The following is a 15818-nucleotide window of genomic DNA, read 5'->3' on the forward strand; positions in this document are numbered from 1 at the left end:
CAGTATTATTTTAGTCAAATATATGTTATGAAAAGATTTTATTTTATAAGACATGCAAAATCAAGCTGGAAAGATCTGGCATTAGATGATTATGACAGACCCTTGAACAAAAGAGGGGAAAAAGACGCCCCTTTTATGGGTGCACTGCTTAGAAAAAAAGGTGTCATCCCCGATCTTATCATATCCAGCCCCGCGCTCAGAGCAAAAAGAACTGCACAGATCATCGCCGAAGCGGTGAATTTCACGAAACCTATAGTATATGAAGAGCGGATATACGAAGCAGATGTGAAAGACTTGCAGGAAATAATCGAAAATATCGATCATAAATATAAAACGGTCTTTATCATCGGGCACAATCCCGGATTAAACATGTTCATAGAGCGTTTGGTCGGTTTTCATGAGAACATTCCGACGTGCGGGATAGTTGAAATCGATCCTCAAAGTAAAGAACTTATATCTTTTGATTATCCCAAAAGATACCGCTAAAGTAAGTATAAATATGTTAAGATTTTAAAAATATACCAAGGAACACCAATGCTACACGAATATCGCGACATTATTACACATATGAAAGAAAATGAAGCGGCAAACGCTCATTTTTTAAAGATTTTTGATCGTCATAACGAACTCGATGATAAGATTGCAAAAGGCGAAAACGGTGATATGCCTCTAACCGACATCGAGCTGGAAAAACTTAAAAAAGAGAAATTGAAACTAAAAGACGAAGCGTACGCTATCATCTTGAACTACAAAAAAGAGCACAATCTATAATCCATCGCTATGATGGATTATCTTATATATTCTACTATATCCTCATAAGGCAGTCTGAGTTGCTTGGATTGTTCTTTTATCCTATACCCGAACGGTAAGAACATAGACAATCTATACTTCGTAGTGTCAAGACCGAGTATCTCTTCGGCGGCATTTATGTCCATCCCCTCTATCGGGCAGGAATCTATGCCTATAAATGCCGCAGCAGTCATCATGTTTGCCGCTGCGATATATGTCTGTTTCGCCGTCCATGCATATATATTTTCATCGCTGCTCAATGTCTCTTTTAAATGATCTTCGTAAAGGTTGAGGTAAAAGTCAAGTTTGTCATCGGGCATATTGCGTCTTTGAAACCGTTTTTTAGGTATGCCGCTTTGCGGTTTGACGTTTTCGATCCCTGCAAGCACGGCAACAAGATGCGAACAAGTGGTTATCTGCGGTTGATCCCAGCATACGGGACGAAGCTTTGCCTTGAGCTCCTCGTTGGTAATGACTAAAAATTTCCAGGCTTCCATACCGAAGGATGAGGGCGATATCCTTCCCATCTCCATAATATAATGCATATCTTCTTGCGATATTTTTTTGTTCTCGTCAAATATCTTGCAGGCATGTCTGAAATTCATGGCATTTACAAATTCATTTTTCATAATATCTCCTGTTTTGTTCGTTCTTTTAGATAATAATACTCTATTATAAAAAAGAGTTTGTTAACAAATTATATAGCAATGTGATAAAAATGTTACAAATATTCACAATTGTGATAAAAATTTGATAATATTCAAAAAAACAGTGAAATTTATCAAAAAGTTTATTTTTGTTAAAAAAACAACAATAATGAACTTTTTGGTTGCTTTTGATAAGTTTTTATTATATCTACTATCATAAATCAATTTTTTTTGATATTTTTTATAGAACGTATAATAAACGCTTATTATTCTTAAATTTAGTTTAAGTTTCAGCTAATTTTTCCTCACTTATAATGCTTGTAGTCAAAACGAACTAACGAATCGTTTGAACAAAATCTATTAAACCTCTAAATGGAGATAAAATGAAAAAAACAATCAAATTAGCAGTAGCAGCTGCTTTAGCTCTAGGAACGACTTCTGCGTTCGCGACAAACGGTGCAACACTTATCGGTGAAGGTGCAAAAACCCGCGGTATGGCAGGAACTGGTATCGGTATGAGTCATGGTGCCGAATCGGCTTTGGTAAACCCTGCTTTGATCACATCTGTAGAGGGAACAGAGATCTCATTCGGCGGTACTTTGTTCATGCCGAAAGTTAGCAACACAAATAATTTAGGCGGTCCAGATTCGAGTGCAAATAGTGCTGCTGATATGAACGTTATCCCGGAGGTTTCTTTAGCTTCAAAAGTAAATGATAACTTCTACTGGGGTATCGGTATGTGGGGAACCGGCGGTATGGGTGTTGATTATCGTACTACAGCTGTTGCTGCAAGTGGCGGTACACAAATGCAAATGGTCACAAACCTGCAGATCATGCAGTTCGGTGTGCCTCTGGCCTATAAAAATAACGGATTGAGTGTGGCTGTGACGCCAATTATCCAATATGGATCTTTAGATATCAACTATGAAAACCCAAATACATCGGTAATCGTTGGTGCAGGAGTAGCACAGGATCTGGAGTTCGGATATAGCATAGGGTTGGCGTATGAAATGTCAGGCTTGACTGTAGGAGCGGTTTATAAATCTCAAATAGATATGGAATACAAAGGCGTATTGTCTACTGCAGTAACTCCTTTCAATGGCGGGTATACAAATGATAAACTCTCTACTCCTGCAGAAATCGGTATTGGTGCAAGTTACAAATTTGGAGAAAGCACGGTAGCAGTTGATTATAAACAGATTAAATGGTCGTCTGCAAAAGGGTATGAAGATTTTGAATGGGATGATCAAAACGTTATCTCTGTCGGTTATGAGTATGCGACAGATGATTGGTCTGCGCGTATTGGTTATAACTACTCTAAAAGTCCAATTTCTGAAAAGTCTGCAACATTTACAAATAGTGTAAATTTATCAGGACCGGTTATAAACACATTTAATCTTTTGGGATTCCCTGCTATAGTTCAATCTCATATAGCTGTGGGTGGTACATATAATTTCAGTAAAACGACTTCTCTTGACTTGGCGTATGCGTATGCTCCGGAAACAAAAGAAACGTTTACAAATTTTGCAAGTCAGGACATTACAACTAAGCATCATCAATCAAGCATCAGTATGCAGCTTAACTACGCGTTTTAAATAAACGGTCTTTATTACTATTTCATTTCCTGCCGCCTTCGGGCGGCTCTCCTCATTTTTAATTCGGATGCAGCTCTTTTTTTAACTCTTTTGGCAGTTGTGCGAAAGCTATTTTCTGCTGACCCTGTTTTACGTCGCTTTCATATACCATCACATCAACGGTCATATCTTTTTGATAAAAACGGATAAGTTTATAGGTCGTATTATCTCTTGTGAACGATATTTTCTTATCGCTCAGTTCGATTGTAGGTTTCTTCTTTTTAGCCATGCGTTTACTTTAAATATATCCCCGTATCCTTGACCTCGATGAGATTTTTTTCCTGTAAGACGGTCAACGAGTGTTTAAATACTTTTTTGCTCATACCAAAAGCATCCGTGATAAGCTGGGCATCGCTTTTGTAGTTGTAGGGCATACTTCCTCCGTTTTGTTTTATAAGCTCTAATACTTTTGTAGAGGAATCATCTTTTCTCTCCTGCCCAATTTTTTGCAGCGATATATCGATGTTCCCGTCATTTCGGATATTTTTGACGTACCCCGTTCTTTTATCGCCTATATGGACGCTCTCAAACACTTCGTTTCTATATACAAGCCCGTTATACCTGTTATCGACTATACATTTATATCCAAGCGGACTTTCGTCATATATAAGTATCTCGACTGCGCTGTTGCGAAAAAGCCCTTTTGGTTTGTCATCAAGATATTTAACAAATTTTTGAGTTCCGATGAGCCTGTCCGTCTGCTCGTCGATGACGATGCGGAGCAGCTTTTTATCGCCGATTTGAAATGGCTGCTTTTGCAGAGCTTTAGGGACAAAAAGGTCTTTTGGAAGTCCCCAGTTCACGAACGCTCCGAATTTTGTCGTATCCACTACCTCGAAAAGTCCGAACTCGTCTACCATTGCCGCCGGTCTAAGTGTCGTTGAAACCAAACGGTCTTCGCTGTCCGTATATACGAACACGTCAAGCAGATCGCCGACCTTCATGCTTTCATTATAATATTGATTCGGAAGAAGTACGTCTTCACCGTCTGCTGCGACGAGATAAAGCCCCGGAGAGGTATACCTGTCGACCAAGAGCGTGTTTACGCGGCCGATAAGAATATGTTCGTTTTGAGTCAAAAGATACCTTTACATGTAATAGGGGCATTATATCAGTATCCGCATCAATTTTCGTTTAATATATATTTTACATTTATTCTGATATAATGCGCATCCGCTTTGCTGTTTTGTACACAATAAGTGAATGTTTGTATCTGTACAAGTTGGTGTAGACACAAGTATTGGTTAAAGGTATTTAACCTCAATAAGCGGCAAAGATTTAAAGAACAGGAGCTTTCAATGAAAGTACGCGCTTCAGTAAAGAAGATGTGTGACGATTGTAAAGTCGTTAAGAGAAAAGGGATCGTCAGAGTGATCTGTAAAAATCCTAAACATAAACAGAGACAAGGATAAGAATGGCACGTATCGCAGGTGTGGACTTACCTAAGAAAAAACGCGTAGAGTACGGACTGACATACATTTATGGTATCGGTCTTCACAAATCACGTCAAATTCTAGAAGCTACAGGAATCAATCCTGATAAACGCGTTCATGAATTAGACTCAGAAGATGTTGCGGCTATCACGAAAGAGATCAGAGATTCTCACATCGTCGAGGGTGATCTTCGTAAACAAGTTGCAATGGATATTAAAGCATTGATGGAACTAGGTTCTTATCGTGGACTTCGCCACCGCCGTGGATTACCATGTCGTGGACAAAAAACTAAGACAAACGCGCGTACTCGTAAAGGTAAGCGTAAAACTGTCGGCTCAGCGTAAGGAATTATTAGATGGCAAAAAGAAAAGCTGTACGTAAAAAAGTAGTAAAAAAGAACATTGCACGCGGTGTGGTTCACATCTCTGCATCATTTAATAATACTCTTGTAACTATTACTGACGAAATGGGTAATATGATCGCATGGAGTTCTGCTGGAAGTCTTGGTTTTAAAGGTTCCAAAAAATCTACTCCGTTTGCAGCGCAACAAGCAGTTGAAGCAGCAGTAGAAAAAGCAAAAGTTCATGGTATAAAAGAGCTGGGTATTAGAGTTCAAGGTCCTGGTTCAGGTCGTGAGACAGCGGTTAAGGCCGTAGGTGCTATCGAAGGTATCCGTGTTACATTCATGAAAGATGTTACACCATTACCGCATAACGGTTGCCGTGCACCAAAACGTCGTAGAGTTTAAGGAGATTACTGATGGCAAGATATAGAGGTCCAGTAGAAAAAATCGAACGTAGATTCGGTGTAAGTTTGGCGCTTAAAGGTGAACGTCGTCTGGCTGGAAAATCAGCTTTAGACAAACGTCCTTATGCACCGGGACAACACGGTCAGCGTCGTAAAAAAATATCTGAGTATGGTTTACAGTTAAACGAAAAACAAAAAGCGAAGTTCATGTACGGTGTTTCTGAAAAGCAGTTCCGTACATTGTTCCAAGAAGCTAACCGCCGTAACGGCAATACAGGTTCGATCCTTATTACTCTTTTAGAGACTCGTTTGGATAACGTACTTTATCGCATGGGATTTGCTAGTACACGTCGTTTTGCACGCCAATTAGTAAATCATGGTCATGTCCTTGTTGACGGTAAACGCGTTGATATCCCATCATACGCTGTTAAACCTGGTCAAAAAGTTGAGATCCGTGAAAAAAGCAAGAAAAATCCTCAGATTCTTCGTGCAATCGAGTTGACGAACCAAACAGGTTTGGCTCCATGGGTTGATATTGATGCTGATAAAGTGTTTGGAATCTTTACACGTTTACCAGAACGTGAAGAGGTTATAATTCCGGTAGAAGAACGTTTAATCGTTGAGCTTTACTCGAAATAATAAATCAAAAAAAGGCGCTTGAGAATGAACAAGATAAAAACTACTCCGCTTCTTCCGCAAGAGTTTGTGGTTGAGCAGATCAGTGATAACGAAGCGAATATCATCGCTTATCCATTCGAGACGGGTTATGCTGTATCTTTAGCTCACCCGCTTCGCCGTTTCCTATTAAGTAGTTCTGTCGGATACGCTCCGATAGCTATTAAAATAGAGGGTGCTAAGCATGAGTTCGACTCGGTGCGCGGTATGCTTGAAGATATTTCTGATTTTATTATCAACTTAAAAGGTATCCGTTTTAAACTAAAAAACGGTGCAACGGCGGTTGAAGCAAACTACAGTTTTGTAGGTCCATGCGAAATAAAAGGGAGTGATCTTAATAGTGATGAAGTAGAAGTTGTTACTCCTGAAGCATTCCTTGCAACGCTAAATGAAGATGCAACGCTAAACTTTAGCATCATCATAAACCAAGGTATCGGATATGTACCGAGCGAAGATATCAGAGACAGCCTGAAAGAGGGTTATATCGCTCTTGATACCTTCTTCACTCCGGTACGCAGAGCAACTTATAAAATAGAAAATGTTTTGGTAGAAGACAATCCGAACTTTGAAAAAGTTGTACTTAACATAGTCACAGACGGGCAGATTTCACCGCTTGACGCGTTTAGAAACTCTTTAGAGGTTATGTATGCGCAGCTTGCAGTGTTTAACAGTGAGATCAGTATAAAAACTCCTGTTTCTATCGAACGTGCAGAAGAGAGTGCAGAACTGAAAAAACTTACGGCTCGTATCGAAGAGCTGGGTCTAAGTGCTAGAAGTTTTAACTGTTTGGATCGTTCAAACATCAAGATGATCGGCGAGATCGTTTTAATGAGTGAAAGCGATCTTAAAAATGTTAAGAATTTAGGTAAAAAATCATTCGAAGAGATACTAGAGAAAGTGCAAGAGTTCGGTTTTGCAGTCGGTGCTGATCTTTCAGATGATTTGGTAAGTTCATTAAAAAAGAAAATAGAAGCTGAGTAAGCTTAAAGAGGATTTTAGATGAGACATCGTCATGGATACCGCAAACTTGGTCGTACAAGTGCTCACCGTGGAGCGCTTCTTAAAAACCTAAGTATTGCATTAATTGAAAATGGTAAGATAGAGACAACTGTACCAAAAGCAAAAGAGCTTCGTTCATTTGTTGAAAAACTAATCACAACTGCCGGTAAAGGCGACGCGAACGCTCACCGTGCAGTATTTGCAGCTTTACAAAACAAAGAAGCAACAAAAAAACTTGTTAACGAAATAGCTCCGCAGTATGTAGAACGTGCAGGTGGATACACACGTATAACAAGAACTCGTATTCGTCGTGGTGATGCTACTACTATGGCGTTTATCGAATTAGTATAATCTGCTGATTCGACTCTTCTCGGGCTCTGCCCGAAACTTTCATACTACAATAGAATTAAGAATTAATTGAAATCTATGAACAACAGTTCTGTTTAGATGTTTCAATTATCTAAAAGAGAATATTATGGCAGATTTCGGATTTGGTACGTACAGGATAAGCGAACACAACCCTCAGCATATTCAAGCACTGCGCGAAGCTATTGCAGGCGGTATTAAAGTAATAGATACCTCTACTAATTATATGGACGGCGAAGCCGAACGGGCGATCGCAAAGGCTATGAAACTTCTTAGCGATGAGGAGATAAATGGTGTCGAGATCGTCTCTAAAGCAGGCTATATACAAGGATCGACGCTGATGCGTCACAATGAAAATCGATTCGAAGAGGTTGTTGAGTACAGCCAAAACTGCTATCACTCTATCTCCCAATCATTTATAAAAGATCAGATATCACAGTCGCTCGAGAGACTAGAGATTGAAAGTATAGACTGTCTGCTGCTCCATAATCCCGAATATTATATCTTAGACGGTATAAACCGCGGTGTAGAGAAAGAGGAGAGACTAGAGGGGATGTATCGGCGGCTTTTCGATGCTTTTTTGGCATTGGAAGAGGAGATACGAACGGGCAGGATCAAAAGTTACGGCATCAGTTCGAACAGCTTTTCCAAACATCACGATGACGAAGAGTTCCTGCCGTATGAAGATCTTTTGACGCTTGCGGCCGATGCGGCACGGGAGCTGAGAAATAAAAAGCACGGGTTTACGACCATAGAACTGCCGATAAACATGCTTGAAACCGAAGGGCTGAGATGTGCAGCCTGGGCGAAAGAAAATGGGCTCAGAGTTCTTGCAAACCGTCCTCTGAACGCTCAAAAAGAAAAACGAATGTTCAGACTGGCGGATTATGAGGAACCAAGAGAGTATTATTATCATCTAAACGAATTGCTTGAAATGACTGACAATGAGCCTTTAAGAGCGATATCCAACCTGATCTCCCAGTTGGATCAAAGCAAACATAAATACGGATGGATCGGTGAATATGATCTGTTTTTGTATTCGCAGATAGTTCCTCATATTAAAAGATCTCTGCAGTCGGTTGATGAAGAAAACAGAGCTGTTTTGATCGAGCTTATAGATCTTTTTTTGCAAGAATATGGCAAAATGGTGGCCTATGAATGCGCAAAAAACACAAGAATCGCGTTAAAAGAGGAGTTTAAGTCATGCAGGACTTCTTTGCAGCACTGCGCATTTAGATTTTTGCTCGATAACGAAAATATCGATTATGTTTTGGTCGGAGCCAGAAAGCCGATATATGTCGCAGATATATTGTCAATTCGGGACGAACTCCTTAAAAATTGACAGAAAAAATATCTTTTATCACTTGTTAAGCAATATTTTCATATTTTATGAAATAAATATATAATATATATAAGGTGTAAGATGATACCGTTTACAGATGAAGAGTTAATAGAACCGGTTAAGAACGTAATAGAAAAAGTTCGTCCGTCGCTTGCGCTTGACGGAGGAGATATAGTTTTTATTACAGTTAAAAATTCTACCGTGTATGTACAGCTTCGCGGTGCATGCGTGGGATGCGGAAGCAGCGGAAATACACTGAAATACGGTGTAGAAAGACAGCTTAAAATGGATATACATCCAGAATTGACAGTTATTAATGTACCCATAGGTATGGAAAACGATATAGATAAATTATAAATTAGGAAAAATGCATGAGTAAAATCAGTAAATATAAAACTCTATCTCTTGCAAATGACAGTTTTTTAAAATCGGATTATGACAAGGCATTAAGATATTTTGCCGAAGTACTGCATGATTATCCGGATTCCAAAGAGGCGTACAACGGTGCGATACTCGCCGAGATGGCAATGAGCGGAGAGGACGGCGCCGAAGCTCTTTTTGATTATTATACGATATTAAAAGATGAAGATAAAGAGCAGGCAGATCAGGTCATATCCGAGATCCTTGAAACCATCGACGGAACGCTCGATCAGCTAAAAACAGTTTTTGCACAGCCTTTAAAAGATAGATTGGAACAGGAAAACGGGATACTTTATAAAGATTTTCTCTCTTTAGTAAAAGATGAGGGTGATTTTAAAAGAGTTTTTGAGAACATAATGTTCTCGACAAAAGTGATAATCTCAGAAAAAGAGGATTTTGTCGACTTTTTAGGCAAACTGATGAATAACGGATTTAAAGAGATGGCGCTTTCATACCTAGAAAGCGCACTTTCGGTATACCCTAACGATAACCAGCTAAGAGAGTTGCTAAAACGCTTGGCACAAGCGAGAAATATTGAAAATTGAACTTCCAAACCAGCCATATAGATATGTAACGGAAAACTCCGAAGAATGTGATGAAGAGACGGCTTTTGTTAAAACCTTTCAGAATGAAAAATATCTGTCATCTGCCATAGACAAGGGTGCCTGTTCGATCATCGAAGTAAAAGATATCGCTCATCTTTTCGGGCTTGACCGTATCAAGATTATAGGGATCACGGGTACCAACGGGAAAACGACGACGGCCAGCGCCATTTACTCCATGCTGCTTGATTTAGGCTATAAAGCGGCGATGCAGGGAACAAGAGGATTCTTTTTAAACGATGGGGTCGGTGAAGGCAAGTCTCTTACTACACCGAGCGTTTTAAACACCTATCGCCATATCTATCAGGCCGTGCGTGAAGGATGTGAATATTTTGTCATGGAAGTCAGCTCGCATGCGATCGTGCAAAAACGTATCGAAGGGATAGATTTTGAGCTAAAGATTCTGACGAACATAACTCAGGACCATCTTGATTTTCATAAATCATTAGCCGAATATACTTTGGTAAAAAACAGTTTTTTTCAAGACGAAAGTAAAAAGCTCATCAACAAAGATGAGCCCAAAGCGTCGTTTAATATCAAGAATACCTTTACCTACGGTATAGAAAATCCCGCTACATACAAACTGATGGCATACTCGTTGAACGAAGGCTCAAGCGGTATTATCCAAAACTTTCATAAAGTCGTTCCTTTTCAAGCGTCGCTTCACGGTTTTTTCAATCTTTACAATCTTTTAGCGGCGATTGCTGCAGTGGATATTGTGACGGATAAGAGTTTAGAAGAGATAGCCGACGTCGTGGATAATTTTGCGGGTGTAAGCGGCAGAATGGAACAGGTCTGTCAGACGCCTAACGTGATAGTGGATTTTGCGCACACGCCTGATGGAATGGCACAGGTTCTCAATGCATTGAAAGAAAAAGAGCTCCTTGTGGTTTTCGGCGCAGGCGGAGACAGAGACAGATCAAAGCGTCCATTGATGGGGAAAGTCGCTTCCGGCCTTGCAAAAAAGATATATATAACAAGCGATAACCCGCGCCATGAAGATCCCGATGAGATCATACAAGAGATACTCGAGGGCATAGAGGACAAAAGCAATGTCGTAGTCGAGCCAAACAGAAAACGCGCCATAGAGATGGCGCTGGACGAACAGGAGAACGATGAGGTCGTCGTTATCCTTGGAAAAGGCGACGAAGCATATCAGATCATCTATGACGAATATCTGCCTTTTGACGATCGAGAAGTTGTAAGAGAACTGCTTCATATCAAGTAAATTTTTCTCATTTAGATTGAAAAGTTGCTTATATCTGTGTTTTAAGTGGCATATACTAAAGATTATCATAGTAATTTTGCTATAATTCGCGAAATTTTAGATGGAGAACTATTATCATGGGAATTCCTCAACCGGCTTTTTATATTTTCAAGTGCGAGCAGTCATCGCCTCCGGGTATGCCAAAACCGTCGTGTGTTAATCCCGATACACAAGACTTATTTCAATTTTTAGCGCAAACTTTGATGCAAAAAGGTATAATGGGAACAGTTCAACCCATTCGTACTTCATGTCTGAATCGCTGTAATGTCGGACCGGTGATGCTGGTGGAACCGGGACATACGATGTATGTCGGCCTGGATAAAGCGAAGATTGAGCGTATAATCGATGAACATATCATCGGCGGAAAAATAGTCGAGGAGTATGTGATCTCCGATGAACTCTGGGATGCCCCGATATCTCCGTCTGATATGCAAGCTCAGATGGGACGCTAAATTTTAAGGTTAAGAATATGACGATAGAGATGTTATATAGCAAGATACACCGTGCGACAGTGACGGATGCCAATTTGAACTATGTCGGTTCGATCACGATCGACGAAGAGCTTTTGGAAGCTTCGAAGATGCGTGTAGGGCAAAAGGTCGAGATATTAAATATCAACAACGGTGAAAGATTTTCAACATACATCATTTTAGGAGAACGCGGCAAACGCGATATCTGTTTAAACGGTGCTGCTGCGCGTAAAGTTCACAAAGGCGATAAAGTGATCATCGTAGCGTATGCGACGTATGATGAAAAAGAGCTTGAGGGTTACAAACCCAGAGTCGTTATCGTAGATGAAGACAACAATATAGATTCTATAGCAGAGAGCATCTAAATGTTTGAAAATATGGGAGATATGGCAAAAATGTTATCCTCCATGCAAGAACAAGCCAAGCAGTTTGAAGCCGAGCTGGATTCTAAAACCTTTACCGTCAAAACCGGCGGAGGAATGGTCGAAATAGTCGCAAACGGCAAAGGAGAGGTTATCGACCTCTTGATAGACGATTCTCTTTTGGAAGACAAAGAAGCTTTGCAGATACTTCTTATAGGTGCTTACAACGATCTTTTAAAGATGGTTGAGCAAAATAAACAAAACAGTGCGATGGGAATGCTCGGCGGCATAAACCCATTTGGCTCAAAATGAGATATTTTTTTCTTTTTCTCTTTACACTGACACCGCTTTTGGCCTCATGCAAAGGCGGATATTTCTCCTGCGAACAAAAAATAAAAGATTCGCACTCCATTGTAAATAATTCGCTTTATATACCCGTCAGCAAAACTCAAAGACTGGTCTTTTCAGAGTCACTGCCTGTCGGCAATATCATAAAAGCGGACAAATTTCTGGGGCTGTATCTTATCAGCGGGCTGGAAGGATTTCGTTATCCGTTTAAGATTAGCACGCATCTTCCTTCCGGCTTGGCCGTGGTCGATGACAAGATGGCACTAGAAGGAAAGATCACCGCTGCGCAGCTGGGCCTTGACAGCTTGGCGAAATTCAGTGAAGTTCCTTTTGTTCCTAGTTTTCTCAGCAGCAGCTGCTGCAATCTGGAAGGACTTGTAACGTCCAGAGGTATCATACAAAAAAGCTACCTCTCTCACTTCTTAAACACAAAAAGCAGTGATTACGGAGATATCGGTATAAGAATCGATGAAAAAAGATGTATTACGAAGATCGATCCCTTTTTGAAAGGCAACCCGTTTCATGTCGCAGACATCGTCGTAGAGTTTGACGGAAAAAAGATCGCAAGTGCAGAGCGCTTTATGCAGAACATACTGTTTGCAAAGATCGGATCGCTTCACAAAATAAAGATTTTAAGAGATAAAAAGAGCCTCAATTTCGATGTGAAGATATATAAAAGATTCGGCGGCGGCTTGATAAGCGATACTTTTTTAGAACAAAAAGGGTTTTACTTCAATGATGATCTGACTCTTAAAAGTGTTGTAGGATACGGATTGAAAAAAGGTGATGAACTGCTTAGTATAAACGGCAATAAAATAGGTTCGTTAGATGATATTCCTGCTGCTATCGGAACGAAAACGGAAGATATGGTTTTTCTCTTTCAAAGAGACGGATTTCAGTTTTTTGTGCATATAAATTAGTTAAAATTCCTTATGCATAATTTTGAAACTTTTTTACAGCGTCATTTACCAAAAGCACCGAGTTTTCATCCGTATTACGAGGATGCATTGCACAGTATGCTGCAAGCAGGCGGTAAGCGTTTCCGTCCGGCACTCCTTTTGGGCGTCGTAAACGCATTTAATCCGCTTTTGACGGAAGGAGCAATGCATGCCGCGCTTGCAATAGAGATGCTTCATACCTATTCGCTGATTCATGACGATCTGCCCGCAATGGACGATGCCTCGCTTCGCCGCGGGCATCCGACTTTGCATGTAAGCTATGACGAGGTTACTGCGATACTTGCCGGCGACGCCTTGAATACTTACGCATTTGAGATACTCAGCAACGCTCCTTTCAGCGACAATACGAGAGTGAGACTTATCCGCGAGCTTTCCGTAAACGGCGGGGTTACGGGTATGGTACTGGGGCAGGCGATAGACTGTTATTTTGAAAATCAGCCACTTTCCGTGGACAAGATAAAACTCTTGCATATAAACAAAACGGCGAAGCTGATCGCCGCTTCTTTGAAGATGGGTGCGATAATAGCAGGTGAAGAAAAACTTGAAGAGGAAATATATGATTTTGGGATCAAACTCGGGCTTTTGTTTCAGATCCAAGACGATATCCTGGATGTGACGCAAACCGACGATGAAGCTGGAAAAACAACGAACAATGATGACGGCAAGAACAGTTTCGTGACGGTGCTTGGACTTGACGAGGCGATGAAAGAAGCTGACGATTTGGCTGATGAACTAACACAGATGATGCAGAGTTTCGATGAAAGACTTTATAAAGAACTTTCACCGCTTTTAACAAACTACATAAACAGACATAAAGGATAGACAACATGGCAAACGAGATGCGCCAAAAGATGGCAGACAGTATAAGATTTTTAGCAGCAGATATGGTTCAGGCCGCAAATTCAGGACACCCGGGTGCACCGATGGGTCTGGCAGATGTTGCGGTGGTCTTGAGTGAACATCTTCGCCATAATCCGAAAAATCCTTCATGGCTCAACCGCGACAGGTTAGTGTTTTCAGGAGGACATGCAACGGGGCTTATCTACTCTCTTTACTACCTTTGGGGGTACGGCTTAGAGGTAGAAGACCTTGAGAACTTTCGCCAGCTGGATTCTAAAACACCTGGGCATCCGGAATACGGGCATACGAAGGGCATAGAGATAACGACGGGTCCGCTGGGACAGGGTGTAGCCAATGCCGTAGGCTTTTCTATGGCAAGCAAGTTCGTCGGAGCTCAGGTAAACAGCGAGACCGCCAAACTGATAGATCATAACGTATACTGTCTATGCGGCGACGGTGATCTGGAAGAGGGGATCAGTTATGAGGCATGTTCGATCGCGGGACACAACAAGCTGGACAATCTGATCCTTATCTACGATTCAAACTGCATCACGATAGAGGGTTCTACATCTCTTAGTATCAGTGAAGATATACGACAAAGATTCCAATCGCAGGAGTGGGACGTCTTTGAATGTGACGGGCATGACTACGAGGAGATAAACAGTGCCATAGAGAGTGCAAAAGCAAGCGCAAAACCTGCCCTTATCATAGCACATACTACGATCGCAAAAGGCGCGTGCGAGCTGGAGGGTTCACACCATTCTCACGGTGCTCCGCTCGGTGATGCCGTTATAAAAGAAGCAAAAGAAAAAGCAGGTTTTGATCCGCAGATGAAATTCTTTGTTCCAGAAGACGTGATGGCAAGATTCAGATGTGCGATAGAAAAGGGCGACTTGCTGGAGCGCGAATGGATCCACAGCCAAAAGACGATGCCTTTGATGGAACAAAACTCCGCGCTTGACGCATTGCAAAACCCTGATTTCTCAAAAATCCAATGGCCTGTTTTTGACAAGGCGGATGCTACCCGTAACACGAACGGCAAGATCATGAACGCTATCGCCCGCGCGCTTCCAAGCTTTTTGGGAGGTTCGGCTGACCTTGGCCCGTCAAACAAAACGACGCTAAACGATATGGGCGTATTTCCAAAAGGAAGAAATATTTACTTCGGTATCCGTGAACACGCTATGGCGTCTATCGTGAACGCTATGGCCCTATACGGACCGCTAATGCCTTTTTCATCGACGTTCTTTGTGTTTTCCGACTATATGAAGCCATCTACCCGTATAGCTGCTTTAAGCGGTATCCAGCAGTTCTTTATCTGGACGCATGACAGCATCGGTGTGGGTGAAGACGGCCCGACACACCAGCCGATAGAGCATCTGAGCCAATTTAGAGCGCTGCCGAACTTTTATGTATGGCGTCCGGCTGACGGCGCAGAAAACATTGCAGCTTGGAAAGTGGCGCTCTCTATGAAAAACTCTCCGTCCGCGTTCGTCTGTTCTCGTCAGAATCTCCCCGTCCTGCCTGAGTGCGTAAAAGGCGATATGGCAAAAGGCGGATATCTTTTAGCTTCTGACAACGATGCGAAGATAACACTGATGGCATCGGGATCCGAGGTAGAAGTGGCGCTGAAAACAAAAGAACTTTTAAATGCACAGGGTAAAAAAGTAAATGTTGTCAGCGTACCGTGTTTTGATCTTTTTATAGAGCAGGATAGAGAGTATATAGAGGGTATCATAATACCAGATACGAAAAAAATAGCCATCGAAGCTGCCCGCGGAATGGAATGGTACAGGTTTGCCGATGAAGTTATCTGCATGAACAGTTTCGGTGCATCTGCACCTGCGGGGGATCTGTTTGAAAAATTCGGTTTTACGGCTCAAAAGATAGTCGAAAAAATATAAGTTTTACCATAAAA

Annotated in this window: 22 protein-coding genes; 19 read left to right on the top strand and 3 right to left on the bottom strand. The window is 41.3% G+C overall.

Going from position 1 to position 15818, the window contains the following annotated elements:
• The first annotated feature begins 27 nt into the window (after window positions 1-27).
• The gene (locus WCY03_RS00320) at window positions 28-486 is read left to right on the top strand and encodes a histidine phosphatase family protein (RefSeq protein ID WP_345993013.1); all 459 of its coding nucleotides are present in this window, start codon (window positions 28-30) and stop codon (window positions 484-486) included.
• A gap of 48 nt (window positions 487-534) precedes the next feature.
• The gene (locus tag WCY03_RS00325) at window positions 535-771 is read left to right on the top strand and encodes a DUF465 domain-containing protein (protein ID WP_345993014.1); all 237 of its coding nucleotides are present in this window, start codon (window positions 535-537) and stop codon (window positions 769-771) included.
• Window positions 772-788: 17 nt separating this feature from the next.
• Here WCY03_RS00325 and WCY03_RS00330 read toward each other — a convergent pair whose 3' ends face one another.
• Window positions 789-1418 (bottom strand): NAD(P)H-dependent oxidoreductase, encoded by a 630-nt coding sequence (locus WCY03_RS00330; protein ID WP_345993015.1) that lies wholly within the window; start codon window positions 1416-1418, stop codon window positions 789-791.
• 401 nt (window positions 1419-1819) lie between these two features.
• Between WCY03_RS00330 and WCY03_RS00335 the strand changes: the two genes are divergently transcribed.
• Window positions 1820-3031, top strand: a complete 1212-nt coding sequence (locus WCY03_RS00335) for a porin (protein ID WP_345993016.1) — start codon at window positions 1820-1822, stop codon at window positions 3029-3031.
• 58 nt (window positions 3032-3089) lie between these two features.
• On the opposite strand, the gene WCY03_RS00340 is transcribed toward WCY03_RS00335, so the two are convergent.
• Entirely contained in the window at window positions 3090-3299 is a 210-nt protein-coding gene (locus tag WCY03_RS00340; RefSeq protein ID WP_345993017.1) for a hypothetical protein, read from the bottom strand.
• Between the two features lie 4 nt (window positions 3300-3303).
• Complete coding sequence (locus WCY03_RS00345; RefSeq protein ID WP_345993018.1) at window positions 3304-4149, bottom strand: S1-like domain-containing RNA-binding protein; 846 nt, start codon at window positions 4147-4149, stop codon at window positions 3304-3306.
• Between the two features lie 219 nt (window positions 4150-4368).
• Between WCY03_RS00345 and rpmJ the strand changes: the two genes are divergently transcribed.
• The 16 genes from rpmJ to tkt all read left to right on the top strand — a co-directional run bounded on the left by rpmJ (window position 4369) and on the right by tkt (window position 15804).
• A complete protein-coding gene (gene rpmJ / locus WCY03_RS00350; RefSeq protein WP_345980056.1) occupies window positions 4369-4482 on the top strand; it encodes a 50S ribosomal protein L36 in 114 nt (37 codons plus the stop codon).
• A 2-nt stretch (window positions 4483-4484) separates the two neighbouring features.
• Complete coding sequence (gene rpsM, locus WCY03_RS00355) at window positions 4485-4847, top strand: 30S ribosomal protein S13 (protein WP_345993019.1); 363 nt, start codon at window positions 4485-4487, stop codon at window positions 4845-4847.
• A gap of 11 nt (window positions 4848-4858) precedes the next feature.
• Complete coding sequence (rpsK, locus tag WCY03_RS00360; protein WP_345980058.1) at window positions 4859-5251, top strand: 30S ribosomal protein S11; 393 nt, start codon at window positions 4859-4861, stop codon at window positions 5249-5251.
• A gap of 11 nt (window positions 5252-5262) precedes the next feature.
• Complete coding sequence (gene rpsD / locus WCY03_RS00365) at window positions 5263-5889, top strand: 30S ribosomal protein S4 (protein WP_345993020.1); 627 nt, start codon at window positions 5263-5265, stop codon at window positions 5887-5889.
• A gap of 24 nt (window positions 5890-5913) precedes the next feature.
• Window positions 5914-6906 carry a DNA-directed RNA polymerase subunit alpha gene (locus WCY03_RS00370; RefSeq protein ID WP_345993021.1) on the top strand — a complete coding sequence of 331 codons (993 nt, stop codon included), beginning with the start codon at window positions 5914-5916 and terminating at the stop codon, window positions 6904-6906.
• Window positions 6907-6924: 18 nt separating this feature from the next.
• Window positions 6925-7275 carry a 50S ribosomal protein L17 gene (gene rplQ / locus WCY03_RS00375; RefSeq protein WP_345980061.1) on the top strand — a complete coding sequence of 117 codons (351 nt, stop codon included), beginning with the start codon at window positions 6925-6927 and terminating at the stop codon, window positions 7273-7275.
• Window positions 7276-7399: 124 nt separating this feature from the next.
• Window positions 7400-8632 carry an aldo/keto reductase gene (locus tag WCY03_RS00380; protein WP_345993022.1) on the top strand — a complete coding sequence of 411 codons (1233 nt, stop codon included), beginning with the start codon at window positions 7400-7402 and terminating at the stop codon, window positions 8630-8632.
• 81 nt (window positions 8633-8713) lie between these two features.
• Window positions 8714-8989, top strand: a complete 276-nt coding sequence (locus tag WCY03_RS00385; RefSeq protein ID WP_345993023.1) for a NifU family protein — start codon at window positions 8714-8716, stop codon at window positions 8987-8989.
• Between the two features lie 14 nt (window positions 8990-9003).
• Window positions 9004-9597: a hypothetical protein gene (locus WCY03_RS00390; protein WP_345993024.1), complete on the top strand. Its 594-nt coding sequence runs from the start codon at window positions 9004-9006 to the stop codon at window positions 9595-9597.
• Entirely contained in the window at window positions 9587-10882 is a 1296-nt protein-coding gene (locus WCY03_RS00395) for a UDP-N-acetylmuramoyl-L-alanyl-D-glutamate--2,6-diaminopimelate ligase (protein WP_345993025.1), read from the top strand. Before WCY03_RS00390 ends, WCY03_RS00395 begins: the two co-directional genes overlap by 11 nt.
• A 116-nt stretch (window positions 10883-10998) precedes the next feature.
• Complete coding sequence (locus WCY03_RS00400; RefSeq protein WP_345993026.1) at window positions 10999-11373, top strand: (2Fe-2S) ferredoxin domain-containing protein; 375 nt, start codon at window positions 10999-11001, stop codon at window positions 11371-11373.
• Window positions 11374-11390: 17 nt separating this feature from the next.
• Entirely contained in the window at window positions 11391-11756 is a 366-nt protein-coding gene (gene panD, locus WCY03_RS00405) for an aspartate 1-decarboxylase (protein ID WP_345993028.1), read from the top strand.
• Window positions 11757-12065, top strand: a complete 309-nt coding sequence (locus WCY03_RS00410; RefSeq protein ID WP_345993029.1) for a YbaB/EbfC family nucleoid-associated protein — start codon at window positions 11757-11759, stop codon at window positions 12063-12065.
• A complete protein-coding gene (locus WCY03_RS00415) occupies window positions 12062-13021 on the top strand; it encodes a PDZ domain-containing protein (protein ID WP_345993030.1) in 960 nt (319 codons plus the stop codon). The genes WCY03_RS00410 and WCY03_RS00415 overlap by 4 nt, the downstream gene beginning before the upstream one ends.
• 12 nt (window positions 13022-13033) lie before the next feature.
• Window positions 13034-13882 carry a polyprenyl synthetase family protein gene (locus tag WCY03_RS00420; protein ID WP_345993031.1) on the top strand — a complete coding sequence of 283 codons (849 nt, stop codon included), beginning with the start codon at window positions 13034-13036 and terminating at the stop codon, window positions 13880-13882.
• 5 nt (window positions 13883-13887) lie between these two features.
• Window positions 13888-15804, top strand: a complete 1917-nt coding sequence (gene tkt / locus WCY03_RS00425; RefSeq protein ID WP_345993032.1) for a transketolase — start codon at window positions 13888-13890, stop codon at window positions 15802-15804.
• Window positions 15805-15818: the final 14 nt, after the last annotated feature.

The sequence above is a fragment of the Sulfurimonas sp. HSL-1716 genome, assembly GCF_039645975.1.
Taxonomy (GTDB): domain Bacteria; phylum Campylobacterota; class Campylobacteria; order Campylobacterales; family Sulfurimonadaceae; genus Hydrocurvibacter; species Hydrocurvibacter sulfurireducens.

Coding starts and splice junctions, on each gene's coding strand:
- WCY03_RS00320 (WP_345993013.1), top strand. CDS start 28: ATGAAAAGATTTTATTTTATAAGACATGCAAAATCAAGCTGGAAAGAT.
- WCY03_RS00325 (WP_345993014.1), top strand. CDS start 535: ATGCTACACGAATATCGCGACATTATTACACATATGAAAGAAAATGAA.
- WCY03_RS00330 (WP_345993015.1), bottom strand. CDS start 1,418: ATGAAAAATGAATTTGTAAATGCCATGAATTTCAGACATGCCTGCAAG.
- WCY03_RS00335 (WP_345993016.1), top strand. CDS start 1,820: ATGAAAAAAACAATCAAATTAGCAGTAGCAGCTGCTTTAGCTCTAGGA.
- WCY03_RS00340 (WP_345993017.1), bottom strand. CDS start 3,299: ATGGCTAAAAAGAAGAAACCTACAATCGAACTGAGCGATAAGAAAATA.
- rpmJ (WP_345980056.1), top strand. CDS start 4,369: ATGAAAGTACGCGCTTCAGTAAAGAAGATGTGTGACGATTGTAAAGTC.
- rpsM (WP_345993019.1), top strand. CDS start 4,485: ATGGCACGTATCGCAGGTGTGGACTTACCTAAGAAAAAACGCGTAGAG.
- rpsK (WP_345980058.1), top strand. CDS start 4,859: ATGGCAAAAAGAAAAGCTGTACGTAAAAAAGTAGTAAAAAAGAACATT.
- rpsD (WP_345993020.1), top strand. CDS start 5,263: ATGGCAAGATATAGAGGTCCAGTAGAAAAAATCGAACGTAGATTCGGT.
- WCY03_RS00370 (WP_345993021.1), top strand. CDS start 5,914: ATGAACAAGATAAAAACTACTCCGCTTCTTCCGCAAGAGTTTGTGGTT.
- rplQ (WP_345980061.1), top strand. CDS start 6,925: ATGAGACATCGTCATGGATACCGCAAACTTGGTCGTACAAGTGCTCAC.
- WCY03_RS00380 (WP_345993022.1), top strand. CDS start 7,400: ATGGCAGATTTCGGATTTGGTACGTACAGGATAAGCGAACACAACCCT.
- WCY03_RS00385 (WP_345993023.1), top strand. CDS start 8,714: ATGATACCGTTTACAGATGAAGAGTTAATAGAACCGGTTAAGAACGTA.
- WCY03_RS00390 (WP_345993024.1), top strand. CDS start 9,004: ATGAGTAAAATCAGTAAATATAAAACTCTATCTCTTGCAAATGACAGT.
- WCY03_RS00400 (WP_345993026.1), top strand. CDS start 10,999: ATGGGAATTCCTCAACCGGCTTTTTATATTTTCAAGTGCGAGCAGTCA.
- panD (WP_345993028.1), top strand. CDS start 11,391: ATGACGATAGAGATGTTATATAGCAAGATACACCGTGCGACAGTGACG.
- WCY03_RS00410 (WP_345993029.1), top strand. CDS start 11,757: ATGTTTGAAAATATGGGAGATATGGCAAAAATGTTATCCTCCATGCAA.
- WCY03_RS00415 (WP_345993030.1), top strand. CDS start 12,062: ATGAGATATTTTTTTCTTTTTCTCTTTACACTGACACCGCTTTTGGCC.
- WCY03_RS00420 (WP_345993031.1), top strand. CDS start 13,034: ATGCATAATTTTGAAACTTTTTTACAGCGTCATTTACCAAAAGCACCG.
- tkt (WP_345993032.1), top strand. CDS start 13,888: ATGGCAAACGAGATGCGCCAAAAGATGGCAGACAGTATAAGATTTTTA.